Below are 25,328 nucleotides of genomic sequence, written 5' to 3'. Positions count from 1 at the left end.
ATCCGATTCGAAGCGACTTAATTGATCCCGAGAGGCGAGCCGGTTTTCTCCGGTTCGCCCACGGGTGCGAATAACAGCCAGGCTGACCCGAGGGCAATCAGGAACAGGCCTAGCCGTGCGCGGGGTTGAACTGCGGGCCGCAGGAACGCGAGACCGATGAGATTCGCCATGAGCGGCGCGATAAGAAAGCGGGCCGTCATGCGGACTGCCGACATGCGGCGCAAAAGCCAGAACAGAAGTGCGAGGGCGAGAAGATCCGGGATGGCCCATGCGTCGATATGCGCTACGGGCCAGGAGCGATGTTCGAGCGAGATGCCGGCGATGGCCAGAAGGATCGACGCTGATCCTGTGGCGATCGAGGCAAATCCGGACAGGGATAGAGTTGTTTGGCTCTGTGCAATTTTTACCGCGGTGCAGTTGGAAACGGCGACAGAGGCGGTCGCAATGATGAGGCCGCAGAACGCAATGGCCGACGCTGGCGTCCGCGGCAGGTCCAGCGGAAAGATGAGTACGGTTCCCGCGACGGCAACCAATGCGGCTGCCAGATCGCCGCGCTGCGTCGAATGGAATGTGGAATCGAAGTGGGGCTCGAGCACCACCGCAAAGACCGGCACGAGGGAGAAGAGGGCGACGCGCGTGGAACCATCGATGTGGCCTTTGGCGAGTGCAACCAGCAGCGCGGGTAACGCGAGGAGACCGGCACCGGCCAGTATTGCTCCAAGGAGTGCGCGGCCGAGCGGCCATTTTGGTTTTCGCGCGATGGCTTTTGATGCGGCAATGACGGCGAAAAACGCAAGGATGCTTGCCTGGTTTAACAATGGCGCAGAATTTGTTTGCGGTAACGAGCCCGGGAGCAGTTCAGAGCGGAGCGAGGCTGCGGCCCATATCAAGCACAGCAGCAACAAGGCGCCGGCAGGCAGCGCATTGACTCCAGGTGAGCGCAAGCGGTGTCCTCTCACTTCGATCAGAACATAATGCCTGTGTACTTGCGCTTCGGGGCGCGGGGAATCCGCGTATATGGCCCTAAGTTACAATGAAGATTGGGCCAAGGCCGACTTTTTCACATAGAGCAAGGAGTTTCAAGTTTATGGCGATTCCCGCCACCCAAATGCGTCCGGGCATGATCATCAAGCACAACGACATTCTCCACCTAGTGTTCAAGGTGGAGCATCGCACCCCGGGCAACCTGCGCGCCTTTATCCAGGCAAAACTTCGCAATCTGAAATCGGGCGCGATGTTCGAGCACCGGTTTCGCTCTGGCGATGCCATTGAGAAGGTCGTGGTGGATGAGATTTCGATGGAATTTCTCTACGCCGACGGCGACGACTACTACTTCATGAATCCGGTGGACTATGAGCAGACCGTGCTGAAGGGGTCGACGCTTGGCGATGCGGTGGAATACCTGACGCCGAATCTGCAGATCAAGGTCAGCTACCACGATGGGCAGGCAGTGGGTATCGAACTGCCTTCGTTTGTGGAACTCACGGTAGTGGAGACCGAGCCGGGGTTGAAGTCCGCGACAGCGTCTTCAGTGACCAAGCCGGCCAAGACAGAGACCGGGCTGGTTGTGCAGGTGCCGCCTTTCATCAATCAAGGCGAGAAGATACGCGTGGATACGAGCGAAGGCGCTTACATGAGCCGGGCGTAACGCGAACATCTGGCCCGCATTCCGATTCAAAGCGCCGGGGCTTGAAGTCCCGGCGTTTTTGCGTCTGAATGAGGTGTGCTTTACGCGCGAGAGCGGCACACCTCATTACCGCCCGCAGTGATGCTGAAGCGTGCTTTGCGTGGAAGTCGCAGGATTTTCCGAGAACTGCAAACCCTTTGAGATTTCTCTTTCTTTTTCTGGGCGATTGTAGATACCATGGCTGCTGCTGACGCGCCTTCCCCGCAATTTCCCCAAGTGAGGTCATTCAATGAGCCGCCAATCCCTGCTGTTTCGGGCTTCTCTTTCCCGTGAGAATTCGATGCCGCGCCGGACGCGTACCGGTCTCTCCTTTCTCCAAACCTGGATGTGCGTGGTCACGTTAGCTCTTGTGGCTGCGGCTTCCGCACTGGCCCAGGCTAACGATTACACCACGATTGTCGTCTTTGGAGACTCTCTTTCCGATACCGGCAACGTCGCTCATCTTACTGAAGTTCAGCACGGCGTCCGCATTCCCGGCCCTCTCGCCGACTACACAGACGGCCGCTTTACCGATGGCTATGATACGGCGCCCCCCGCGCTGAACTACTTCGGCACCTGGGTCGAGCAGTTTGCCGCATCATTGCCGGGCCAGCCTGAGGTTCGTGACTCTCTTGACGGCGGCACGAACTATGCTTACGGATTTGCTACGACCGGCAACGGTACCAGTCCGCTGGCTCTGGGTCCGTTGACGGTGCAGGTCGATAACATCGGCCAGCAGATCACCGACTATCTCTCGACGCATCCCACTATCGACAATCACACGCTGTTCATTGTCTGGGGCGGAGCGGTCGATCTGCTCTACGCAACGTCATCGAACGATATATTCAATGCCGCCGTTCGTCAGACACTCAACATTCAGAGGCTGATCCAGGCCGGCGCTACGCAGTTCCTGGTGCCGAATCTGCCTCCGCTCGGCCTGACGCCGCGTTTCAATGGGTCGGCCGCGACAGCGCTTTCCGCGACAACGGCGTCTCTGTTCTACAACGGTGATCTCGCGATTGGCATCTCGGTCTTGCGGGATTTCTACCCGCGCAGGCATCTTGCGTTCTACCAGCTCGACGTGTTCAAACTGCTGCGCGGCGTGGTGTCGGCGCCGTCAGCCTACTCGCTCGTTGACGTCGAACATTCGGCGCAGGGGCTCGTGGTCGACCCGGACACTTACCTTTTCTGGGACGATCTTCACCCGACGACGCGCGGTCACAATATATTGGCAAGTGCTGCAACCAATCTCGTGACGCAATAGCGGAAGACTCCACGTCCATTTGCGCAGCGTAGGCGGGCCCGTGGAGTTATTGCATCGCGGTCGAGGTCGATCCGCCGGCGGCTGCGAAGGCACGCTCGAGCAAGGTGATGGACTGGATCCGATTGGGGGCGCGCAGGAGTGCCTGTTTGAGGGCATCCTCGGCTTCGCGAGGATGATTCTGTTTGAGCAGGAGCTCGGCAAGAAGTTCATAGGACGGCTTGATGGGAAGTGGCGGCCCGAAGGCATAGGGTAGATTGCTTTCGCCTTCTGCCGCTTTCCTGGCTACCGTAATGGCTTCATCCATCTTGCCTTCACCCGCGAGCAGGAGCGCCTGCACCTGTTGCCGTTCGACGCTCGGGACCTGGCGATTCGGATCGTCGGGGGCCGCTCCATCCTGATTAAATATTTCGGGCAGATTGGGCAAAACGCTATCCATGCTGGAGAGTTCCTGCCGGGTTTTGACCATGTCTCCTGTTTTGGCGGCTGCTAAAGCGCGTTCATAAGACTGGTCGAACTGAGCCATTGGGGCGTCATCGGCATTCACGGACCACTGAGCAACGTCGCCGCTCCATTGGTTGGTATCGACGAGGAATCGGCTCTGCATCGCAATGTAGGAGAGGAGGCTTGCGCCATCGGGGTCGGTGACGCCGCGTGCACGGGCGGCCATTCCCGCTTCGGATGCCTCAGCGCGGCAGGCAGCGAGAAGTTCCTTCGCCTTGTCGATGCGGCCGGTTTCAAGATAGCCGTATTCGAGCCAGTAGTTGTAATGGCCGCAACGGCTCGATGTTTTCGCGCTGAGGGCACGTTGTTCATTGACAACGCGGGTGGCGGCCTCGTTGGCGTGAACGACGTCATCCCACATTCCCAGGGCGAGGAAAATGTGCGAGGTCATGTGCTGTGCGTGGGCTGCATTGGGTGCGATCTCGGAATACGCGCGAGCAGCAGGCAGAGCAAGAGGCGCGTGAATCGGGTCGTCGCAGGAGTGGATGAGATAGTGAGCAACGCCGGGGTGATGGGGATATTTGCAGAACAGCGGCATCAGAATGCCCGCGGCCTGCATGTAGACGCGCTCATTGCGGACTCCTTCCTGACTGCCGAGCAATGCAAGCGCATAGAAGGCAGCGGCGTCTACATCCTGGGGATATTTCTCATGGAGCTTTGCCATGGCGTCGGCATAGCGCTGATCGCAATCCTTCTTCGCGCCTTCTCCATAAAGGATGTCCAGTGTGGCGAGGTAGTCTTTCTCCCGCTGGGTAGAAGCCTTCGCGAGCCGTGCTTCTGAAGTAGCGCCAAGCTTGTTGAGCGCTGCGAGAGCGGCGGTGCGATTTTGCTGGTTCCATACGGGGTGGTTGAAGGTCATCGCCTCGCCCCAATAGGCCATGGCGAAGTTGGGATCGAGGGCTTCGGCCTTGCGGAAGTCTTCGGCGGCGGAAGGATATTCAAAGCTATGCAGAAGAGCGAGGCCGTGCAGGAAGGCTTGCTGGGCGGCTTTTGATCCCGAGTTTGCGAAGGCGACTTCTCCAACGCCGGACTGAGCAGGGGATGTGTGGCGAGGGCGAAGGCGAACGTGGACGCGAGTCCGATGATCCTGAGGACTTTCTTCATTTGATCTTCCTGGACTGTCTGAGAAATAAGGAGCACGGGCCGGGGTCGCCCTGCCATCGTAGGGAGGGACGATGACAATCGTCAAGGCTTGTTCCGATGGATTGAATCGGAAGGTAGTTGGATTCAGCGACGATCAGGGGAAACGAGGATTGGGGAAGCGTCGCCCGTGAGGGGCCGGGGCCATACAGGGGTTTTACAGAACCACAACGGCGCAGAGATGCGACTGCGCCGTTGCAGATCCGTGAGCGCTGTTTGGTTTCTGCGATCGCGGCATGAGAACTTCAAGAATCTTCCCAGGATGGACTAGCCGCGACGTGTGCTCATCCATCCGAGAAGGCTGCCGGTGAGAACGCCGACGGCGAATACGACGGCAACTGCCTGCAAGGGCTTCTGCTTGACGGTGTGCCTTGCATCGTAGATGGCGTCTTCGGCTGCCGAGCGCCCCTGCTTCAGCGCCTTTACGGCCGTTTGAACGCCCTCTTCCACGGCATCGGTGACAACCGATTTGAGCCGCGAAACTTCGCGAAGAACATCGTCAACTGTAGGCTGCTTATCCAATATGCCTGATGTCATAAGATTTCGTCCTCTTCTGTGGAGATAGACGCAGCAATCCCTTTTCGGGCGCGGCGGATACGACACACCTAGATGTGATGAGGATGGGACTTTCGCTGTTGCACGTGGAACCCGAGATTTGAGGATCCGCTGGTCGGGAGCGAAGTTGTCGAATCTAGGGGACGCCGGCGGCTCCCAGGGAAAATCTATGCAAAGAAATTTTTATTGTGTGCTCACCACGTTTCTATGTTACAGTATGTAACACTATGGCGAGTAACACTCACGATCCTGCGGAACTCGGGGAACTGGAACGGGAAATTCTTTCGATTGTGTGGCGGCTTGGCTCGGTAAAGGCTGAGCAGGCGCGCGAGGAGCTGGACCGCACATTGAAAGACTCAACGGTGCGAACGGTGCTGCGGCGGTTGGAGGAAAAAGGCTACCTGGCGCACTCTGTCGATGACCGGACGTTTGTGTATCGTCCGGCGGAGTCGCGGCAGAAGGTGGCTGGGCGGGCGGTGAAGCGCATTGTGGACTGGTTCTGCGAAGGATCGGTGGAAGCGCTGCTGGTGGGCATGGTGGATTCGCAAGTGCTGGATCGCGCCGAGCTGCAGAGGCTGGCGACTCGGATTGCCGAGGCGCAAAAGCAGGCGGGAAAGTCGATTGCTGCAGGTGAGAACAAACAGGAGGCGAAGCGATGAACTCCTCACTTCTGGTGGAAGCTGCCCTTCGTTCTGTATTTCTTGCGCTGGCGGTCTGGATGGGACTGGGCATGTTGAAGGTGCGCAATGTGCTGGCGCAGAAGGCGGTATGGGGACTGGTATTGGCGGGTGCAGTTGCGATGCCGATCGTGCTGCCGATGGCGTCGCACTGGAGCGTGTTGCCTGCGAATGTGCGCGTGGTGCTTCCGGCTGATCCGGAGACAATGCTGGAGGAATTGCAGGCGAGGATTCAAGCCAAGACGACACCTGCGCAGAAGCCGGTTGCGGAAGCAGCTACGTCGGGAGATGGCACGCCACAGGTCGAGCAGCAGGCAGGTCTACCCATCAGTAAACAATCCGGAAGCCAACAATCCGGAAGCCATGCGGCGGTGGCGATCGAACCGGAATCTACCGATGCGGATATGGTGGAGTATGTGCAGCCTCAGCCGATGGCGGAGACTGCATCTGCAACGCCACGCACAGCGGCGCCGGTGCGCGCGGCGTTATCACTTTCGAAGATACTTCTTATGCTTTATCTTGCGGTCGCAGGTATATTCCTCATTCGTCTTGCCTGCGGATTGATTACGGCTCTTCGACTTTGGCGGAGAGCGACGCCGATCCCCGGCGAGTTGCTTGCGGCTTCCGGTAAGCCTGTCGACCTGCGCTGGAGCAGCAAGGTTTTGTCGCCGGTCACGATTTGCTCGGCGATCGTGCTGCCGGCGGATTATGCCAAGTGGGACAGCGAGAAACTGCGTGTTGTGCTGGCGCATGAGCGTTCGCATATCCGGCAGAGAGATTTTTATCTGCAGCTGCTGGCGGGGGTTTACGCCGCGGTGGTGTGGTTCAGCCCGCTGGGGTGGTGGTTGAAACGCAAACTTTCCGATCTGGCTGAGGCGATCAGCGACCGGGCGGGACTAGAAGAGGCCGCCGATCGTGCATCGTACGCGCAGATTTTGCTGGAATTCGCGGCCGCGCCGCGCCCAACCCTGATAGGAGTTGCCATGGCTCGCAATGGATCTCTCTCACGCCGCATCGAGCGGCTGTTGAACGACGTTTCTTTCAGGCAGGCGTTTGCTGGTTCTCGCCGCGCTCTGGCGGCGGTGCTGGTGGTGCCGGTGGTGCTGTTCGTTGCTACGGCGCTGGTACGAGTGCAGGCCGCAGGACAACAGGCACCGGAGCCCCCTGCGCCGGTGGCGGCGCCGCAAGGTGGAGTTCCTGCCCCGCCGACAGCCGTTGCGCCGGCGGCACCGGCGAGGGGCGTGACGCAACCAGAGCAAATCACGGGCGAGGTTGCGCCGGAGGTTCCCGAGGATGCGGGCACGCCCCCGCAGGCCTCTGCGCCTGCTGCGCCGGCCTCGACGCCTTCGGTTTCTGCGGTAGCTCCACGCGCGCCGGTTGCCGAGCCTCCGGTTTTGATGATCGCGCCGCCCGCGGCGGTGCCGAACAGGATGATGTTGATTTCGCCGAAGGCGCCACATGCGCCGGGAACTGCAATTCTGTTGACGATTCCGTCGGACGCTGTGCGTGAGAAGCGCATGATGCAGGCGCTTGCACTTCGAAACAAGACGCTGATGCTTACTGCTCCAACGGCGCCGAATATGGCGATCATTGCGCCGCATGCGGCTTACGGATTCGGTCGCGGATATGGGGTGGGGCAAAGCACGGCTGAAAACGGGAACGTGAGCTACAGCGAGAACGGCAAGCACTCGGGGTATCACTACTCCTACTCTTCGAACGGCGAATCGTATGCGGTGGTGCGAGGAAACGAAAAGGATCACCTGACGTTCTCTGGGAACTGGATCGAAGGACGTCAGGAGGAGATTGAGAAGGCGCGGAAGCAGGCCGGCGGCAAGGATTTTCTCTGGTTTACGCGCGACGGCAAAGCATACTTCGTAGACGACCCGACGACGCTGGCGCAGATTGAGGCGATGTACAAGCCGATGGAGGACCTGGGCAAGCAGCAGGAAGAACTCGGCAGGCAGCAGGAAGCTCTGGGTAAACAGCAGGAGGCGCTGGGACGGCAACAGGAACAGGCGAGCGTGCCGACTCCAGACATGAGCAAGGAGATCGCAGAGATCGACGCGGCGATGGCCAAGCTGAAAGCGAGCCAGGGCAAGGCCCTGAACACCGAGGAGTGGGCAGAGATCGAAAGCAAGCTTGGCGATTTGCAGGGGAAGCTGGGCGCGATCCAGGGCGAGATCGGGGCCAAGCAAGGCCAGTTTGGCGAGCAGATGGGCAAGCTCGGAGCGATGCAAGGCGAGCTGGGAGAAAAACAGGGACGGCTCGGCGCGGAGCAGGGAAGGATTGCGCAGGAAGCCGACCGCAAGGTGAAGTCGATCATCGATGAGAGCATGAAGAACGGGCAGGCGCATCCTGTGCAGTAGTGAGGAGGATTCATCGGACCGTGTTTCTGGCCGGTGTGGTCAACGTGTAAGCTGAGGGGGCAAACAAGGAGAAGACTCCATGTCCCTTTCGCCACGTCTTGCCGTTGCGGCACAGAGTTACAAACTGAACGCCAGTTTTCTGACACAGGGTCTTGCGGGACTGAGTGATGCGGACTGGCTGACACGGCCAAACGATCACTGCAATCATATTCAGTGGATCGTGGGACACCTGGCGTATTCGCGGTCAATGGTTCTGGCGAGACTGGGCGACAAGTGGTCGAAGCCGTGGATGCATCTTTATGCGCGGGGAGCGAAGTGCGTGGAATCGCCGGAGGCTCCTACGCCCAAGGAGTTGATGGAGGCGTGGGATGAATCCTGCCCGCGGCTCAATGCTGCACTTGAGGCTGCTTCGGACGAGTTGCTGGACACGCCTGCGCCGAAGCCGGGTCCGCCGAGCGCGGATGGGTTGCTCTGCGGCACGGTGAATTTCATGGCTTTGCACGAGACTTATCACGTGGGGCAGGCGGCCTTTGTTCGTTCGTGGCTGGGGAAGCCGGGAGTGATGGGTTGAGCAGTGTTGAGTGGAATTCATCGATTTCCCACACTATCCGCGAAAGCGCGCGGATAGGATGTGGCAGCCAGGCAAATTGCGGACACAGAACTCCTAAAAGCAGGTCCTTCGCTCCGCTCAGGATGACAGCATCCTTGGAAAAATAAGCGCAGGAAAAATAAGCGCAACCATACGGTTGCGCTTTATTGTTGGAGTTGGACGAGCCTGGTCTCGAGCAGGGCTTCGATGGTCATGAGGGCGTCGAGGACGGAACTGGAGACGGGGGCGTCGACCTGGACGACGGCGAGTGCTTTGACTGGTTTGGCGCCGCTGCGTTCGCGGCCGAGGGCGAAGTTGGCGATGTTGACGCCCTGCTCGCCGAGGATGGTTCCGATTTTGCCGATAACGCCGGGGACGTCGAGGTTGCGGCAGACGAGGAGATTGCCTTCGAGGGGTGCTTCGATGTCGATGCCGTCGAACTCGAGCAAGCGCGGCTGCTCGCCATGAATCACGGTGGCGGTGGCATGGCTGTGGCCGGCTGCCGTATGCAGTGCGATGGTGAGCAGAGTGGCCGCGCCGCCGCGATGACTCTCTTCTTTTTCTTCGTGAACGCGAATGCCTCGCTCCTGGGCGACGGCGGCGGCGTTGATGCGGTTCACATTTTCAGAGCCCTGCAGAAGTCCTTCAATGGCAGCATTGCGGACGAGGTCGGTCTTGGCGTCGGCCAGTGCGCCACCGTAGGTGAGATCGATGGCCTCGATGCCGCTTTTGCCAGCCTGCGCAAGGAAGGATCCAAGTCGTCCGGCGAGGTCGATGTACGGGGCAAGCTGGACGTATTCCTCGTGGCTGAGCGAAGGCAGGTTGACGGCATTCTGCACCACGCCGAGTTTGAGGTATTCGCGGACCTGCATGGCGATCTGGATGCCGACGGCCTCCTGCGCTTCGGCGGTGGAGCCGGCGATGTGCGGGGTGAGGATGACGTTGTCGAATTCGGCGTACGGCGAGTTCTGGGGCGGTTCGACGGTGAAGACGTCGAGGGCGGCTCCGGCGACGTGGCCGGACTTGAGAGCGGCGACGAGCGCGGCTTCATCGACGAGTTCGCCGCGCGCGCAATTAATGATGCGAACACCCTTCTTCATCATGGCGAGAGATTTCGCGTTGATGACGCCGGCGGTCTGCGGGGTGAGGCCGACGTGGAGGGTGATGTAGTCGGAGCCGGCGATCACTTCGTCAAGAGCAACTAACCGGATGCCGTTTTCGCGCGCGACCGCGGCGGAGACAAATGGATCGCTGCCGATAATTTCGAGACCGAATCCGCGGGCGCGGCGCGCGACTTCAAGCCCGACGCGACCGAGGCCCATGATGCCCAGAACTTTACCGCGAAGTTCGGCGCCCTGGAGACTTTTCTTTTCCCACTTGCCGGCATGCATGGTGGTATTGGCGGTGGGGAGCTTGCGGGCCAGAGCCAGCATGAGGCCGATGGTGAGCTCGGCGACGGCGACAGCGTTGGCTCCCGGGGTGTTCATGACGACGATGCCGCGGCGAGTGGCTGCTTCGGCATCGATGTTGTCGACGCCAACGCCGGCGCGGCCGATGACGCGGAGTTTGGGGGCGTGCTCCATCAAAGCATCGTCAACCTGGATGGCGCTGCGGACGACGAGGGCATCGGCATCGGCGAGTGCGGCGGGCAGGCCGTTGGGAAGCTGGTCGTGCGTGAGGACCTCCCAGCCAGGTTCTGCTGCGAAGACGGCGAGGGTTGCGGGGGATACTTTTTCCGCCAGAACAATCTTCATCTTGTCTCCCTTGGCCGCTGTGGCGGACCCGGCTTCAAATTCTTCGAAACGAATGTTGTGTTTTTCGCAGAGTAGATCGAACATGCGGACGACAGCGGCGTGGGGCTTGCCTTCGCCGCGTTCGTACTTGGTGATTGAATTTGGATGCACGCCGAGCATCTCGGCCATCTGGTAGGAGTAGAGGTCGAGGTGGTTGCGTGCGATGAGGAGTTTTTCGCCGAAGGTGAGGTCTGGCATTGCAGCTATCCCTTCGCCGCTTCTGCGTAAACTTTCTGTGCTGCCGCTACGGCCGTCCCGTAAACCACCGGCAATCCGAGGGTGTCTTTGGCGATGTGCTCCATGGCGCCAAGGAAGGCGATGGTGTCGAGGTAGTCGAAGAAGCCGAGGTGCGCGACGCGGAAGATCTTGCCTTGCATTTCTCCCTGGCCGTTGGCGGTGACGAGCGCGAATTTTGACTTGAGCGCCTTGACGACTGCACCGGAGTCCATGCCTTCAGGAACGGCGACGGCGGTGGCGGCGGCGGCGGGGGCAATTGGCGCGAAGAGCGTGAAGCCGAGAGCAACGAGACCTGCGCGGGTGGCAGCGGCATTGGTGATGGCGTTGTCGATGAGCGCGATGCGGCCTTTCTCGAGATCGCCTCCGGCCTGGCCGGCGATGTAGTCGAGCGCAGCGCCGAGGGCGGCAACGAGAGCGACGGCCGGAGTGTAGGCACTTTCGCCCTTGACGGCGTTTTTGCGTTCCTTGCGGAGGTCGAAATAGTAGCGCGGGTTTTTGGACTTTTCCATCGTGGCCCAGGCCTTTTCGCTCACGCTGAGATAGGCGAGGCCGGGGGGAATCATGACGGCCTTCTGCGAGCCGCCGATGAGGATGTCGACGCCCCATCCGTCCACGTCGAAGTGGGTGGTGCCGAGGCCGGTGATGCCGTCGACGACGAGGAGGGCTTCGGGTGCGACGTCGTGGATGAGCTTCGCGATGGCTTCAATATCGTGGCGGACGGCGGTGGAGGTTTCGGTGGCCTGCACGTAGACGGCGCGGTGCTCGGGCTTGAGGGCAGCACGGATCTGGGCGAGGTTGAAGGTCTGGCCGTAGGGGGCGGTGACGACGTCGGGCTCACATCCGAAGGCTTTGGCGAGGCCTGTCCAGCGTTCGCCGAATTTACCGGCAGTGAGGACAAGGACGCGGTCGCCGGGCGAGGTCAGGTTGGAGACGGAGGCTTCCATGGCGCCCGTGCCGGAACAGGTGAGCAGCAGAACATCGTTTTCGGTGCCGACGAAGACCTTGAGTTGGGCGAGGACTTTTTGGAAGAGGGCGCGGAACTCGGGAGTGCGGTGGTGCATGTCGGCGGCTGCCATGGCGAACTGGGCGGCGGGCAGCAGCGGAGTCGGGCCTGGGGTATACAGACGAGTCTTGTGAATCATGGACTTAGCCTCCGGAACGGGTTATGGATCGGACAGTAGGCAAAATGCTTTTGCAGCCTGCGAAATCACATAATACACATATTTGTGAATTTTGTGAAATGAGGAAGTGTGCAAAACTGGGATCTTTTCATTCGGTGAGACGATGAAGACTCGGAAGGAAATGCGCGGGAACAAAGCAGATCCTTCGCTCACCACCCCCAAACTGAGAAACGTTTGGGGCCCCGTTCTCTCAAGGATGACAGCGCCAGCTACAGGAGCATTTCAAGACCGTGATGACAACGGAGTTTCTGGGAGCATTTCAAAAGGGTTACAGGTGGGCGCCATGAGCTTTGAGTATCGCGATGGCTTTTTCGTTGGAACTGGTTTCGCCGTAATACGAACGGTAGGCGTTTTGGGCATAGTACAAGGGTGTGTGGCCGGCGCCGTCCTTCTGATTTGGGTCCGCACCGGAGTCTAGAAGCAACTCCAGAATCTGGGTTTTACCATGGACGATTGCCCAGATAACGGCGGTCACATCCGGGTCAGCTCCATTGGCCAGCAAGAGTTCCACATCGTAGGGAAGGTTGCGCTCAATTGCGAGCTGCAGTGGAGTGCCGTGCGGGTCCGATCCGTTTGGGTCCGCTCCGTGGGTCAGGAGCAGTTCCAGCATTTCCTTGTGATTGTAAGAGAGCAACGCCAGCGTCAGCGGGGTTTCGCCGTGGGCGTCTTTACTGATCCTGGTGATACGCGATACATCGATGCCTTGCGGATAATTCTGCGCGTTGATGTCTGCGCCGTTGGCAATCAGGAGAGCTGCGATTGCCGGCTGGTCGTGAAGGGCGGCGATGTGGAGCGGGGTATTGCCGAGTTTATCTCTGCTTGCAACGAGGTCGGGATTTTCTTTGAGCAAGGCGACGACTTTTGCTTCGTCGCCTCTGCGTGTTGCGTCATGAATTGGTCCGCACAGGGCAATGGGGGCCGAGGCAAAGCAAAGCGCGAGAGTTGCCGCGCGGCGAGCGATCTTGGCAGCTGCGTTCGAGGTTGGCGACTTGGCGTTCATTTCTTCGGCACCTAAGGCGTTTCGGGCGCATCTGTGATGATCTTGTGCGTTGAGGCGAGGCGGTGGTAGTCGCTGAAAGTCGTGCGATTGAGGATGAGGGGTTGAACAAGAGTTCGATTGTGCACGAGAGCCTGATCCTTGAGATTGCGGAAGCAGGTGCTGACCTCTTCGACGCTGAAGGCGAGGCTGTGGAGCGGGCAGATATAGGTTCGCCCGCCGATGTCGACGGGACCGTACTCGATGACCGAAGCGACGTGGGAGATCGGGTCATCAGGCTTTGAGTCGGCTTGAAGAGTGAGCCGGAGAATTGCGCCCGAAACGGGATCGATCGCGATCGACCCGTGATAGCCAGGCTGCGCTTGAAAGGCATTGCTCCCATTGCACGCGTAGTTCACCTCATATTTCGAGTCTTCTTCGGGAACGGAGTAGCGATAGACGGCAGCCAATCCGGCGGAGAGCTGCTCCCAGTGATGGAAAGTGATGCTGCCCGTTGAGACGCCCAGCAGAACGATTGCCGGCTCGGGGCCAAATTCGCCCCAGCTCTCCAAGCCCATTTGGGGCAACGCCCGCGCGGAGCGCTGCGCTTTCAGGGGGTCGGTGACTTCTTTGCCATTGCGAAACGTGATCTCCCGCGTGAAGGCGCCTCGCGGGAAGAGCCCGACCTGCACGGGCTTGCCTGTCTTGTTGACCTCGGGTGAGATTCCAGCAAATCGTTCGGTGGTGCGGGTGGCGAAGAAATTGGGCAGACGGGTCAACGTCTGGAAGACCCAGACGCGAGCTGCATCGAGCATGTGCTGCTGCTGGTTCGCATCAGGCGCCGACCGATCGGGAAGTTCACTGGCGGGCGGATTCAGCAGGGCAGAACGATCTGCCAATAACTGCAATTCTCGCTGCGTGCGAGGTCCGAAGGTGTGGCCCTTCAAAATGCTCGCCAGCGTGGCGGAGGTCAAACGCTCAGAAAGCTGCATATTGTCGATTTGTGTGGCCTGCGTGGCGTCTTGAAGCACAGCAAGGGGGACGGCGTGATCGGGAGGTGGTGGCGAGGGAGCGGCCAGCTTTTGCTCGAGCTGCTTGACGGTGACGAGTTGGGCAGGGCATTCCTTCTGAATTGACAAGGCAAGAAGAGTAACCAGAAGCAACCTATGCAAGTTCAATTCACTACTCCGCGATACGCAGGCATTGCTGTTTTCGGCAGGCTTCGTTGAAAGAGCTTCGAATGGAATCTGCCGGAAAGCTGAGCTGACAGCCCTGACGTTTGCGAGAGGCTGCCAAACTTCGCCCAAACCATAACACAGTTGAGACGATTGCTTCCGTGTCGATCGCCCGTCAGGAACTCGGGTACTGGGGAGGGGACGGTTCGGGGGGAAAGGAACGGCCACCGTCGTTTCGCGGAGGCCACTTGTTAAGCGAAGACAATGGAAGGTTTCGTTAGCGTCGCGCGCCGCCACCGTGGAAGCCGCCACCTCCATGGAAGCCGCCAAAATTGCCTCCATTGTGGAAGCCTTCGAAGCCTCTACTGTTGTGGAAGCCTTCGAAATGGCCTCCCCCGTCCTGAACTCCGTCGCGGTGAGCGATCACGTGCCCGTAGCCTCCACGGTTAAACCCGAAGCGGTTCCCATAGTAGCCTCCGCCATAGAATCCGCCCCAGTAGGGGTAGAACCCGCCGCCCCAGCCGAAGGGATAGAAGCCAAATCCGAACGGGCTGGCGAACGGCCCAAAGCCCATGTAGGCGTAGTCATAGGCCCATGGATCCCAGTGCCAGCCCGGACCGGAATAGGCACCGCCGTAGTCGGCCGCAATCTGGTTGTTGGCTTCGGCCATGTACTCGGAGCGCAGGCTGTTCCAGTTGTACAACTCATCTTTGGCGTCGTTCTTGTTGAAGTCGGCGGGCTTTTCGTTTTTGAGCGCCGGGCCCTCATTCAAGGCCAGTTCGTGATGGCCCTTGATTTCGCGCCACTTGTTGTCGCCTACCTGGACGTGTGCTTCTCCGTCGAAGGCCATCGCTTCAGGCTGGTTGGCGTCGAACTCGTAGTATCCGCGTTTGTTCAGGCGCGTTGTGACGCCGGCATCGATTATCTGCAGATCGTTCTGGTCGTGGATTTCGTCAACTTCAACTCCGGCGCGGCCTTTGTCGAGCTCTACTTGTGTGAGCGCAAGGTCAGGCGAAATCATTTTTGCGGCGCTGTCGTCATCGAGGCGCAGAAAGATGCCCGGCGTGAGGAGAACCTCAGCTTTACCTTTGCCGGTGGTGATTTCTTCTCCAGGCGCAAGGGCTTGGTTTCCAACGTCCTTGGAAGTTAGCTTTGATCCGTTCAAATAGACAGCACCTTCCACATAATTGACCGTGCCGGGAACGGCCTGCCTAGTTTGATCCGAGCCAGAATCGCCCGTAGTCACAAACACGGCGCCCTGACCCGCAGCAACCAACGGCAATCCCATGAGTCCCAGACCGAGCAGCGCGAACATCGTTATTGATCGGCTTTTCATTTCATTTGTCTCCACCCTTACCTCATGCATGCCGTACCTGCGCCAAAGTTCCGGTGGCGCGGCGTCATCGATTGCGTGAAATCAAAGCGAAAACTGTGCGGATCTGGAACTTTTTCGCGCCAGATTCATCGTGGACGGATGGGCCGCTATGCGTACTATTTGCGGCTACAGCCGGGCTAGAAATGACACCGAATGTTCAGGCCCCGGGGAATGCATTCCGTTAGAATCGATATTTCAGGAAGGAAGTCATGATCGATCCAGGCGCTCTTGCAGCAGCAATCACCAAGCAAACCGTTGTGGCCATGAAAGCGCATGATGCTGAACGTACCGGCACTCTGCGCTTGATCAAGGCGGCGCTGATGAACAAGGCGCTCGAGAAGAATGCAGTACTGACGCCTGCTGACGAGCAGCAGACGCTGACCATGATGATCAAGCAGCGCCGCGACTCGATCGTACACTTCACAAAGGGGAACCGCCCGGAACTGGCAGCCAAGGAAGCGGCAGAGATCGTGGTGATTGAGGAGTTTTTGCCGAAAGCGCTCAATGAAGAGGGACTACGCACAATGGTGGCCGAAGTGGTGGCAGAGCACGCGAACGCCACGGGGCGCGCTGCGACGCCCAAGGACATGGGGCCGGTGATCAAGGCCGTTCAGGCGCGGTTGCAGCAGGCGGGCGTGCGCGCCGAGGGGCGCATTGTGAGCGAGATGGTGAAGCAGGCGCTGGCAGGGTAGTGATGAGCGACGCGGCGAGGGTCACGTTTTGTCCTTGCGATCGTCACCGGCGAGCCGGCGCGGATGCTCCTCGTGGAGTTCGTGGTGGAGCTCATCCACTTTTTCCCTCGCCTTTTCGAGGGCGCGTTTTCCCGCTGGAGTGATTTTGTAGAGCCTGCGCCGACGGCCTTCAACGCGATCAAACGCCGATCGAAGCAGGCCTGCTCGCTCCAGGCCGTGCAGAAGAGGGTAAAGCGTACCCGGGCCGATCCGATATCCGTGATGCTCCAGTTCCTTCATCATCGCGAGTCCAAAAATGGGCTCGTGCACCGCATGGAGCAGAACATGGATGCGGATCAACCCGTCGAAGAGTTCCCGCTTTTGAAGGGCCACGAGAACAAATATACCTCCGTGCATTTGCCGCGGTCTTGACTATTATCGAATCTCGATATAACGTCGGCTGGAGATGGCTTCCTCAACTCGAATTTTTCCCCAACCTCGAGAAAGATCGCCGAAGAAGTCCGGTCGCTGCCGGTGGATGGCCTTGCTGATCTTGATGGTCGGGCTAAGCGGATCGAAGCTTTGGGCGCAGGGGCCGCCGTTCCAGGTGGACGATCCGGTGCCCGTGGATTTCAAACATTACGAGTTTTATATCTTTGGCGCGACCGATGGAACCCCGGCGGAGACGGATTACACCGGGCCCGCGTTTGAATTCAACTGGGGGGCGGTGCCGCGGGTTCAGTTGCACGCGGTACTGCCGTGGGGCGGGATCAATCCCGCAAACAAGGCGGTCTATGCTCCGGCTGGAGCGGGGCCGAGCGCCAAGGGCCTTATAGATATGGAACTGGGGGCCAAAATCGCGTACATCAAGGAGTCAAAATACATTCCGCAGATCGGCACCTTCACGATGTTCGAAATGCCAACGGGCAACGCCGATAAAGGGCTGGGTGTAGGCCACATCTGGTACAAGCTGCCGTTGTGGCTGCAGAAGAACGAGGGCAAATGGCTGTTCGACGGCGGAGCAGGCGAGACGGTGGTGCCGCAGACAGGGTTCCACGATTATCCGTACGGCGGATTTTTGTTGAAGCGCGAGATGAATAAGAAGCTGGACCTGGCGGTGGAAGTTTTTTCGCATGGGAGTGAGGGGCCCATTGTGCCGCAGGCGCAGGCTTCGACGATGCTCGATGCCGGGGGGTATTGGCATTTGAAGGGCGAGGAGGCGATGCAGCTTCTTTTCGCATACGGGCACTCCATCGCTGGCCGAACGGAAAACTATGCCTATCTCGGGCTCTACTGGACATGGGGCAAAGACGATAAGAAGACCGACGACAAGGACAAGGGCTCCGATGAGAAGAAGACATCGCTGTTGAAGAACGCGATGTTCTCAGGCCACTCGCTGAAGAACGGATTCTGATTCAATCGGAACACGCACTGGCAAAGTGGGAGTAAGCGCCATGGAGTTCACGACGCGCGGTTTCTGGACGATGGTGCACGGCATGGGATTCGGCGCGCTCTATCTGCTTGCATGTTCGTTTGCAATTGTCGAGTTGTATCGGCGTTACAGGCCGCGATCGTTGCAGTCGATCTCTGTCGCGGATGAGACGTTTCTCGGTACGTGGCTGGTTGCGATGGCGGTGGTTGCGTGGATCACGGTACTCACGGGCGCATACATAATTTATCCGTGGTATCGCGCGGTGGCGCCTGCGAGCGCTGCGCTGGCCGCATTTCCGCAGGCGCTGCTCAAGTCAAATCCGAAGACGATTGGCTGGCACACGATGGGCATGGAATGGAAAGAGCATATTGCGTGGTTTGCTCCCATTTCGATCACGATGGCTGCGGCGGTTTTTCTGCGATATCGAAGGAGTCTCACGAATCATCCACAACTGCGTGCCGCGGTGCTGATTTTTGTGATGGCATCGTTTGCAAGCGCGGGTATTGCAGGATTTTTTGGCGCTGAATTGAATAAGCATGCTCCGGTTGATGGTGGAAGCGCGATTCAGCTGATGCGCGGAGGGCAATGATGATGGGGGACGATCAGGTGAGCGGCGTTGCTGCGAGGATGATGCCGAATGGTCCCGGCGCGGCAGCCGTGCTTGCGGCCGGCATCGGCTGCTTCACGCTTGGATTTGTTTCAGTGCTCGCGGACAAGGTGCCCACGCTCGCTCGGGGGCTTTCCTTCTACAGGCCCACTGGCCCTCTGTCGGGGGTTTCAACGGCGTCGATCGTTGTTTGGCTCCTATCGTGGACGATCCTTCATTATTGCTGGCAGAGGCGGGATGTGAATGTACGGTGGACAAACGGAATTGCATTTCTACTTCTGTCGTGCGGGGCGCTGCTTACGTTTCCGCCGATTGGGGGCTTGTTCTGACTCAGCAGAGATGAAACGCCGGAACCGATGCCATAGCTATGGCCTCGGGTTCCGGCGAATCTAATTGATGCGGGTTTGCGTTCAGTTCAAATCATCTACGTAGTGGCCTATCAGGACCGTGTTGCCATTGGTCGGATTCTTGAGCAGCAGGCCGACGACGCGCACGTTGGTGGCCGCGGAGATATCGTACAGTTGCGTGAGACCATCCCGAAATTCGCAATTGTCTGCGATGTAGACGGTGACGATTTGCGGAATGAGCAGACCGGCGAATCCGTTTACCTGCATTTGGAACGAGTCGGTGCTCGAATTCACGCTGCCCGGGACGACGGTTCCATTAAAACCCCAATGGCGCAGCACGACGCGCTTCACTGTGACTGCGCTTGCGCTGGTTGCGCCGCTGGCTGGACCGCCGACGGAGATGTGCTGGCCGGGAAGCAGTCCGCTCTGATTGAAAACGAATTGCGCGAGCGGCCCGTGCATCCAGTAGATCGAGTATTTTTCTGATCCGCTAAGATCGATAGTCGCAAGCTGGCCGAGAGTGAGGCCGGTGGTTGTGGGCAGAAGGCCGCGCACATAGAGGTCGAAGCTCGACGCTGGGCCGGAGGCCGGGTTGACGTAGGTGACCTGGCCGCTGGCGTAGAAGCCACTCTGCGAGAGGATGGCAATTTCGTCGGCGTCGATGGTTGCGTCAGCGCGATCGAGGAAGCCGGAGACTTGAATGATGGAACTGGAACTGAGGTCGCTGAAGGTGTCGCCTCCGTCCCATTCCGTCGTACCAGTAACATTGACTGTAAATTGGCGGCCATGCGGACCCTGGATCGTGATGGTCTGCTTGCCTGCGTCGGTGTTGACGACGGCCGCGTCAAATTCGTCGATGTAGGCGCCTTTGTCGTTGTTGTTGACGCCGTTGACGGTGAAGGTGGGATTCACATCGCCGGTGATCTGGCCACCGCTGACGCCAATGGATTTTCGGAGATTGAAGTCCATGTGCAGGCCAACCGGCGCTCCGGTCTGGGCCACGATCATCGGCTTTGTAAGTGTGTAGGTGACGGTGGGATTGGTGATGTTGGCTGCGATGGACTTGATGGTCGGTTCGGCAGTGCCGGTATCGAGGTAGCCGATGGTGCCGTTGCTCAGCGTGATGGCAACGGAGGAGTAGGTGCCCACCGGGACATCATTCATGTCGATCAGCGTCTGCAGGCCGTTGAAGCGCGCGAAGTCAACGGCGGGCGAGCCGCTGGTTAACTGCACGGCGTTGCCGTTTGCGTCTGTTGCAGTGATGCTGATCTGAACGTTGAAGGAAATGACACTGGCCATCGGCGCATCGGTGCCGACGACGAAGGAAGAACCAGTGACCGTGTGCGTGTTGTTGTTGGGGTTGGAGGTATAGCTGCTGCCGCAGCCTGCTGCCAGAAGAGTGGCAATCGTCAATGCGACAAGAGACGGAAGGACGTGCCTTCCCGACTTTGAAATAAGCATTCCAGATTCACCGCGCTTTCTGCGAATGCCCGTGGCCTCACGGAGCGTTTCGCGGGTTGGGGCACAGCATCGATTGGGGTAGGTTGTTGGCTGTGTCCCTATTGCGCGGAACACGCGTATGCGGAAGGAAGTTGCGAAATTCTTAAGCTATTTTTAAGGAGACTTACGCACGTAACTAAAGCGAATCGAAGGAGATTACCCTAATGTCGGAAATTTTGTGCGCAAGGCTCAACTTGCGCGCCAGTTATCCGTCTATCAATCTCTCGCGCTGTTCAAGGAAGCGACGCACGGAGGGGTCTCGTTCCAGACCGATGGCAATCGAATACGCATGGCGGGATTGTTCCCGAGCGTTTATGCGTGACAGCAGATCTGCCCGCGCTGCCCAATAGGGTTGGTACTCGACGAGGCGCGAGTCTGCGGCTACAGTCGCCCATTCTTCAAGCGCGCGCTGCGGACCGAGAGCGATTGACGGCGGCGATGGGAGAGCCGCTGATCGCGGGCAAGGCATCGTGGATCTCGACAATTGCCGCCCAATCGGGATGACCGACGATGACGCGCGAGGCGCCCGGATTTCGGCAACGAGGGATTCTTTTTCTGCGCGGCGCTTCGCCTGGAATTAGTACATCCGCGAGTCGCCGGCTGGGATTGGGGCGAACTTGAGCAGGCCGAGTTCGCCGGCGAGACGTTCGAGCTTAGCGCGCGTGGCGGGCATCGGGGGGACGAGCGGCAGACGGACCGTGTCCGATGCACGTCCCATCAGATTCAGAACCGTCTTCACCGGGCCGGGATTGGACTCCCAGAAATTTGCCTCAAAGAGTCGTCCGAAGCGGCGTTCAAGCTCGCGGGCTTCGGCCCATTCATCGTGCAATGCCGCGCCGACCATGCGCGCCATTTCCGCGGGAATTTCGTTGGAGGCTACGCTGATGAGTCCCTGCGCGCCTACGCCGATGGCGGCCAGGGCCAGGTTGTCATCGCCCGAGAAGACCTTGAAGCTGGACGGAAGAGAGTGAACCAGTTGGGCGATTTGCGGCAGCTTGCCGCTGGCTTCCTTGATGGCCACGATGTTTGAGGCGGCTTCAGCCAAACGCACGACGGTTTCGGGATCGAGATTGACGCCGGTGCGGCCAGGCACGTTGTAGAGGCAGACGGGAATGGGGTCCACCAGTTTAGCCAGGGCCAGAAAGTGCTGGAACTGACCTTCCTGTGTGGGCTTGTTGTAATAAGGATTGGCGGAGAGGACGGCATCGACGCCCGAAACCTGGCGCAGCATAGCAGCCTGACGGAGCAGAGTACGGGTGCAGTTGTGGGTGCAGCCGGCCCATACAGGTACGCGGCCAGCGGCGGCGTCGATCACGATGCGAACGGCGCGCAGCCACTCGGCTTCATCCAAAGTCGCGGCCTCGCCGGTGGAGCCGCAGGCCACAATGAAGTCGATTCCCGCGTCAATCTGCCAGTTCACCAGGGACCAGAGCGCTGTCTCGTCGATCGATCCGTCCGCCTTGAAAGGCGTGACGATTGCCGTACCGCAACCCGTAGTTTCCATCACTGAGAAGTGTATATCGGGCGGAGGCGGGTGTGATGAAGAGCAGGGAACAGGGACGAGGGACGAAGGGAACGGGGACAAGGGACAAAGGGACAAAGGGACAAGGAACAAGGGACAAAGGGATTAGGGACAAAGGGATTAAGGGACAAGGGAGCGGGGATTTGGACTGCGACTAGTTGTATTCGGTTTCCAGAATTGACATCAGGCAGAGATTGCACCAGTGATCTTCACGTCGGGCGGCTTCGCGCATGAGGCCTTCGTACTGGAAGCCGAGGCTTTCGTAAGGGTGCCTTGCACGGGCGTTGTCTTCATAGACGTCGAGAAACAGCCTGTGTGCACCCAGTTCACAAAAGGCGATGCGCATCACTTCCTTGAGCATACGACGGCCTAGTCCGCGCTCCGGTACGGCAATCACGATGCGCTTGAGTTCGATGGCGAGCGAACTTTCCTGGAGGCCGCGCAGAATGGCATAGCCCTGCACCTCGCCCCAATCCGTCTCGCTGACGAAGTAGCGCGCATTGCCGCCGGCGAGGGTAGCGCGATGGCGATCCTCACTCCATTGACCTACAAATTCGCGGGCCATGGGCGTGCGCTCGAGAGCAAGGATGGCAGGGATGTCGTCCAGGGTGGCGAGGCGGAGAAGCATGGTGGATCAGTCCATTGTAGTCACGCGGAGAGGGAACTCCCGGTCTCCGAGCTTCACCTTTTCGATCGGAGTCCGGGTTTGCATGGCACTTTCCCCTGCGAGAGTCGGGTTAGCCGCAGGGTGTTTGCCAGTGGGCGATACGTGACGAAAGGCATGTATCTCCTAGTACCTAGTAGTTCCATCGGGGGTACGAACCCATATACCATGACCGTTACAGACCGGAATCCAGCCTGCGCCGTTCATCGGGAAAATCCGGGACCATACGGTGCATTTAGCTGAATTCAAAGGATCTTGATCTGCGAGGGCTGGAATCGATTCGCAGGCGGTTGTCACTTCTTTTCCCAGATCCGTTTGCAATGCCGATTGTCTCGATGGGATTTCATGCCCATTTTTGACGCGTCTGGCCTTGCACCATGTCGACCCCAGAGCTGCGGCCGGACGGCAACAGCAGCGGCATTGGCCATCGACATTGACCGTTAAGAAGGATCGAGGATCATGATCGCCAGAGCTGAGATGTCGACCAACGCGCAGAGCACCCAAGCCGAACAGAGCGCCTCAAAGGGCATGTCTGTCGCCCTGATCGGCCCAAACGACGCGCATCGCAAAATTGTCGCGCGTGCTCTTGCTTCATCCCAGGGACGCGAGGTCCACGAGTTCATCGACTATCCAAGCAACCTGAACGACCTGCCCGCCATGGTCGAGCAGAGCTTCGACGTTGTGCTTGTCGATGTGGACACCGACGAAAGCTACGCGTTGCAGATCATCGGGAAGCTGGCCGAGATCGGGCAACCGGTGATGGCGTATTCCGCGCGCACCGACCAGGAATTGTTGGTGAGCTGCATGCGGGCCGGGGCTCGCGATTTTCTTCCGCTGCCGACCGAGAATGCGCCGGAAGAAAACCGTTCAGAACAGAACCATCCAGAGCAGAGCCGTACAGTGCCGCCTGCTGCTGCACCCGTGGCCAAGCCGGCTGCTGCCGCCGCACCTCCGGTTGCTGCACGGCCCGTAGAATCGAGACCCGCGCAGGTGCCCGTGGCTCCTACGGCTCCCGCCGTGCGTAGCAACGTGAAGCCGATTGCGCCGCAAAACCGGCTTGATCCGGGCGCCGAAACGTGGTTTGCGCGAGCCCAGGAAGAAAACAAGATTCCCGCGATTGCTCACAAAGATCCCGCGATTGCGCAGGTCATCGAAGAGATCACGATCGGATCCCGTTCACAGAATTCCGGGTCTGAGATGTCCGCCACTGAGAAGGCTCCATCTGAATTCGACGCTTGGGACGCTGCCAATTTGCGACCGGCGCCGCCGGCACCGACGCCCATCAAGCGCGCTGAAAACCGTCCGCGTCCCGCTCTTGTTCCGGAGCGCAGGAAGACCGAGGCTCCGGCTCGCACGGTGCCGAGCCTGGATTCAACCCCGGCGCCCGCGATCGAGCGGCCGCCGGTTGCGGTGGAACTCTTCCGCTCTTCCCAACTTCATACGGAGTCTGAACCCGACGAAGCCGCGGAGAAACAGGGTGCCAAGTGGATCAAGTGGCTTCTGATCGCTGCCGGTCCCATGGTGCTTGCGCTTGTGCTGCTGGTGGTCTTTACGCGGCCCTCGGCTCCGAACCCGGCGGCAAAGCCCGTCAAAGAGGCGACGCCGACCCCGGACCTGAACCAGGCAAACCTTATCGTGAATCAGCCGGTGAATTCATCTGCCAAGCCGATCGCTGGAACGTTGGTCGCGAAGCCGGCTGCGACTGCAGCAGACGCAACCGCTTCAACCGAATCCGCACCGGTTTCGCCGGATGCGATGGCTGAGCAGCTTGTAGCGCCGACACGAATCGCAGGCTCAATCAAGAAGCCGGCGTCGGCTGACGCGCCCCCACCGGCAGCTCCATCTGCAGTGTCGATGGACGATAACGGCGGAGTTCCGGGTTCTCTATTTAAAAGCGCGAGCAAGGCGAAGGTCGCGCCTAACGTGGTGGCGATTTCCGCCGGTGTTGCGGATGGCATGATCCTGCGCAAGACGCCGCCCATTTATCCCAAGTTTGCCCAGGACGCGCACATTACGGGCAAGGTCGTTTTGAAGGCGACGATCACCAAGCAGGGTACGCTTGAGGGAGTGCAAGTGCTCAGCGGCCCGAAAATGCTGGCTCCAGCCGCGGTCGATGCGGTGAAGACATGGAAGTACAAGCCTTACATGCTCGACAACCAGCCGGTATCGGTGGAAACCAATATCACCATCGTTTTCGGCATGGCGGGCAAGTAGGCTTCAGTCCTGCCAATGAACTCAGTTCTCTGAAAGGCGCTCGATGTGGTCGATGACGACAACATCAACGGGCGCCTTTGCAGGTTCGAGCTTGAGGCCCAGTTGATCCTGAAGAGCGGTGAAGATGGATGGGCCGGTGTCCGTCTCATCGTCGGGCGACCACGTGAGGTCGATGTCGTAAAGCCCCGTAAGCCCGGTCTTGTCGATAACGACACGGTCAACGGCACCGCCGAGACCAAAAATCAGACTACCAATCTGGCTTCGATGGAGCGTGAGCTTTCCCTGGCCTGCGTATGAGCCGCCCTGTTCGTCGGGGGCAGCCTCTTGCAGCCTCTTTCAACGTCGGTCCCCGCTTCGCGACGACGAGGTTGTAGACGGGAAGATCACGCTTCTCGATGTGGAACTTCAAGCCGAAGCGATCTTCGAGGATCCGGCGAAAAAGCAGGTGGGACTGCAGATGGCGCTTTTCACGATCCAGACTGTGGAATGCCGCAGAGGTCTCGGCGTCCATCTTGGCCTGTATATCGAAGTGCTCGGAGCTCACCCAATCGGGCAAGCCTACGAGCTGATTATTTGACTTGATCTCGAATGCGCTGAGAATGACCGAACCGAGAGTCATATTTCGCAGCTCAAGCTCGTCAGATGGCCAACTCATCGAGCCGGAGTTATTCAGCGAATGGTTTGGTTTGACGGAAATGACGTCCCATGTGAGGGGCTTGGGCGTGGCGTTGGACGCAGGGGCAGGCGTTTGAGAGTGAGCGAGAAGGACTGTGATCGTGAGGTAGACAGCGCCCGCAACGAGGATGCTCTGCACGACAAAGCCTCCAGCGATTTTCGAACCCAGAAATATCGAACAGGGAATTTGCACGTGCGCAG

24 protein-coding genes are annotated in these 25,328 nt (G+C 59.3%); 10 read left to right on the top strand and 14 right to left on the bottom strand.

Annotated elements, in window-relative coordinates; all coding sequences use genetic code 11:
- Positions 1 to 17 precede the first annotated feature (17 nt).
- Positions 18 to 944: a hypothetical protein gene (locus WCA10_RS01680; RefSeq protein WP_472820742.1), complete on the bottom strand. Its 927-nt coding sequence runs from the start codon at positions 942 to 944 to the stop codon at positions 18 to 20.
- Between the two features lie 143 nt (positions 945 to 1,087).
- Here WCA10_RS01680 and efp point away from each other — a divergent pair, with 143 nt between their 5' ends.
- Together efp and WCA10_RS01670 are read left to right on the top strand one after the other, a co-directional pair.
- Positions 1,088 to 1,648 carry an elongation factor P gene (gene efp / locus WCA10_RS01675; protein WP_472820741.1) on the top strand — a complete coding sequence of 187 codons (561 nt, stop codon included), beginning with the start codon at positions 1,088 to 1,090 and terminating at the stop codon, positions 1,646 to 1,648.
- Positions 1,649 to 1,916: 268 nt separating this feature from the next.
- Positions 1,917 to 2,930 (top strand): SGNH/GDSL hydrolase family protein, encoded by a 1,014-nt coding sequence (locus WCA10_RS01670; protein WP_472820740.1) that lies wholly within the window; start codon positions 1,917 to 1,919, stop codon positions 2,928 to 2,930.
- Between the two features lie 46 nt (positions 2,931 to 2,976).
- Here the strand turns inward: WCA10_RS01670 and WCA10_RS01665 are convergent, their stop codons facing one another.
- Together WCA10_RS01665 and WCA10_RS01660 are read right to left on the bottom strand one after the other, a co-directional pair.
- Complete coding sequence (locus WCA10_RS01665) at positions 2,977 to 4,620, bottom strand: tetratricopeptide repeat protein (RefSeq protein WP_472820739.1); 1,644 nt, start codon at positions 4,618 to 4,620, stop codon at positions 2,977 to 2,979.
- Positions 4,621 to 4,838: 218 nt separating this feature from the next.
- Positions 4,839 to 5,108 carry a hypothetical protein gene (locus WCA10_RS01660; RefSeq protein ID WP_472820738.1) on the bottom strand — a complete coding sequence of 90 codons (270 nt, stop codon included), beginning with the start codon at positions 5,106 to 5,108 and terminating at the stop codon, positions 4,839 to 4,841.
- A 245-nt stretch (positions 5,109 to 5,353) separates the two neighbouring features.
- Here WCA10_RS01660 and WCA10_RS01655 point away from each other — a divergent pair, with 245 nt between their 5' ends.
- The 3 genes from WCA10_RS01655 to WCA10_RS01645 all read left to right on the top strand — a co-directional run bounded on the left by WCA10_RS01655 (position 5,354) and on the right by WCA10_RS01645 (position 8,740).
- Positions 5,354 to 5,785, top strand: a complete 432-nt coding sequence (locus tag WCA10_RS01655; protein ID WP_472820737.1) for a BlaI/MecI/CopY family transcriptional regulator — start codon at positions 5,354 to 5,356, stop codon at positions 5,783 to 5,785.
- Positions 5,782 to 8,169 (top strand): M56 family metallopeptidase, encoded by a 2,388-nt coding sequence (locus tag WCA10_RS01650; protein WP_472820736.1) that lies wholly within the window; start codon positions 5,782 to 5,784, stop codon positions 8,167 to 8,169. The genes WCA10_RS01655 and WCA10_RS01650 overlap by 4 nt, the downstream gene beginning before the upstream one ends.
- Positions 8,170 to 8,248: 79 nt before the next feature.
- A complete protein-coding gene (locus WCA10_RS01645; RefSeq protein WP_472820735.1) occupies positions 8,249 to 8,740 on the top strand; it encodes a DinB family protein in 492 nt (163 codons plus the stop codon).
- Between the two features lie 182 nt (positions 8,741 to 8,922).
- On the opposite strand, the gene serA is transcribed toward WCA10_RS01645, so the two are convergent.
- The 5 genes from serA to WCA10_RS01620 all read right to left on the bottom strand — a co-directional run bounded on the left by serA (position 8,923) and on the right by WCA10_RS01620 (position 15,456).
- Positions 8,923 to 10,512 (bottom strand): phosphoglycerate dehydrogenase, encoded by a 1,590-nt coding sequence (gene serA / locus WCA10_RS01640; RefSeq protein WP_472820754.1) that lies wholly within the window; start codon positions 10,510 to 10,512, stop codon positions 8,923 to 8,925.
- Between the two features lie 242 nt (positions 10,513 to 10,754).
- A complete protein-coding gene (locus WCA10_RS01635; RefSeq protein ID WP_472820734.1) occupies positions 10,755 to 11,930 on the bottom strand; it encodes a pyridoxal-phosphate-dependent aminotransferase family protein in 1,176 nt (391 codons plus the stop codon).
- Positions 11,931 to 12,237: 307 nt separating this feature from the next.
- Complete coding sequence (locus WCA10_RS01630; protein WP_472820733.1) at positions 12,238 to 12,969, bottom strand: ankyrin repeat domain-containing protein; 732 nt, start codon at positions 12,967 to 12,969, stop codon at positions 12,238 to 12,240.
- Positions 12,970 to 12,980: 11 nt separating this feature from the next.
- Positions 12,981 to 14,123, bottom strand: a complete 1,143-nt coding sequence (locus tag WCA10_RS01625; protein ID WP_472820732.1) for a hypothetical protein — start codon at positions 14,121 to 14,123, stop codon at positions 12,981 to 12,983.
- A gap of 274 nt (positions 14,124 to 14,397) precedes the next feature.
- Positions 14,398 to 15,456: a FecR family protein gene (locus tag WCA10_RS01620; RefSeq protein WP_472820731.1), complete on the bottom strand. Its 1,059-nt coding sequence runs from the start codon at positions 15,454 to 15,456 to the stop codon at positions 14,398 to 14,400.
- A gap of 248 nt (positions 15,457 to 15,704) precedes the next feature.
- Here WCA10_RS01620 and WCA10_RS01615 point away from each other — a divergent pair, with 248 nt between their 5' ends.
- Complete coding sequence (locus WCA10_RS01615) at positions 15,705 to 16,187, top strand: GatB/YqeY domain-containing protein (protein WP_472820730.1); 483 nt, start codon at positions 15,705 to 15,707, stop codon at positions 16,185 to 16,187.
- 21 nt (positions 16,188 to 16,208) lie between these two features.
- Here WCA10_RS01615 and WCA10_RS01610 read toward each other — a convergent pair whose 3' ends face one another.
- Positions 16,209 to 16,559, bottom strand: coding sequence for a PadR family transcriptional regulator (locus WCA10_RS01610; protein WP_472820729.1), 351 nt, complete (start codon positions 16,557 to 16,559; stop codon positions 16,209 to 16,211).
- A gap of 151 nt (positions 16,560 to 16,710) precedes the next feature.
- On the opposite strand from WCA10_RS01610, the gene WCA10_RS01605 reads away from it, so the two are divergent.
- From WCA10_RS01605 to WCA10_RS01595, 3 genes are read left to right on the top strand one after another with little or no spacing between them, the layout of a single operon-like run.
- A complete protein-coding gene (locus WCA10_RS01605) occupies positions 16,711 to 17,580 on the top strand; it encodes a hypothetical protein (protein ID WP_472820728.1) in 870 nt (289 codons plus the stop codon).
- A 40-nt stretch (positions 17,581 to 17,620) separates the two neighbouring features.
- Entirely contained in the window at positions 17,621 to 18,187 is a 567-nt protein-coding gene (locus WCA10_RS01600; protein WP_472820727.1) for a hypothetical protein, read from the top strand.
- Positions 18,184 to 18,534: a hypothetical protein gene (locus WCA10_RS01595; RefSeq protein WP_472820726.1), complete on the top strand. Its 351-nt coding sequence runs from the start codon at positions 18,184 to 18,186 to the stop codon at positions 18,532 to 18,534. Before WCA10_RS01600 ends, WCA10_RS01595 begins: the two co-directional genes overlap by 4 nt.
- An 81-nt stretch (positions 18,535 to 18,615) precedes the next feature.
- Here the strand turns inward: WCA10_RS01595 and WCA10_RS01590 are convergent, their stop codons facing one another.
- The 3 genes from WCA10_RS01590 to WCA10_RS01580 all read right to left on the bottom strand — a co-directional run bounded on the left by WCA10_RS01590 (position 18,616) and on the right by WCA10_RS01580 (position 22,202).
- Positions 18,616 to 20,013 (bottom strand): DUF4382 domain-containing protein, encoded by a 1,398-nt coding sequence (locus WCA10_RS01590; RefSeq protein WP_472820725.1) that lies wholly within the window; start codon positions 20,011 to 20,013, stop codon positions 18,616 to 18,618.
- Between the two features lie 616 nt (positions 20,014 to 20,629).
- Positions 20,630 to 21,556 carry a 4-hydroxy-tetrahydrodipicolinate synthase gene (gene dapA / locus WCA10_RS01585; RefSeq protein WP_472820724.1) on the bottom strand — a complete coding sequence of 309 codons (927 nt, stop codon included), beginning with the start codon at positions 21,554 to 21,556 and terminating at the stop codon, positions 20,630 to 20,632.
- A 172-nt stretch (positions 21,557 to 21,728) separates the two neighbouring features.
- Positions 21,729 to 22,202 carry a GNAT family N-acetyltransferase gene (locus WCA10_RS01580; protein ID WP_472820723.1) on the bottom strand — a complete coding sequence of 158 codons (474 nt, stop codon included), beginning with the start codon at positions 22,200 to 22,202 and terminating at the stop codon, positions 21,729 to 21,731.
- Between the two features lie 495 nt (positions 22,203 to 22,697).
- On the opposite strand from WCA10_RS01580, the gene WCA10_RS01575 reads away from it, so the two are divergent.
- Entirely contained in the window at positions 22,698 to 24,452 is a 1,755-nt protein-coding gene (locus tag WCA10_RS01575; protein WP_472820722.1) for an energy transducer TonB, read from the top strand.
- Between the two features lie 21 nt (positions 24,453 to 24,473).
- Here the strand turns inward: WCA10_RS01575 and WCA10_RS01570 are convergent, their stop codons facing one another.
- Both WCA10_RS01570 and WCA10_RS01565 read right to left on the bottom strand, forming a co-directional pair.
- Positions 24,474 to 24,698, bottom strand: coding sequence for a TIGR03435 family protein (locus WCA10_RS01570; protein ID WP_472820753.1), 225 nt, complete (start codon positions 24,696 to 24,698; stop codon positions 24,474 to 24,476).
- Position 24,699: 1 nt separating this feature from the next.
- Positions 24,700 to 25,107: a TIGR03435 family protein gene (locus tag WCA10_RS01565; RefSeq protein WP_472820752.1), complete on the bottom strand. Its 408-nt coding sequence runs from the start codon at positions 25,105 to 25,107 to the stop codon at positions 24,700 to 24,702.
- Positions 25,108 to 25,328 lie beyond the last annotated feature (221 nt).

The organism is Occallatibacter sp. (assembly GCF_049582745.1).
Lineage (GTDB): Bacteria > Acidobacteriota > Terriglobia > Terriglobales > Acidobacteriaceae > Telmatobacter.
Note: the sequence above shows the minus strand (reverse complement) of the source record. Positions and strands in the feature narration are given on the sequence as shown.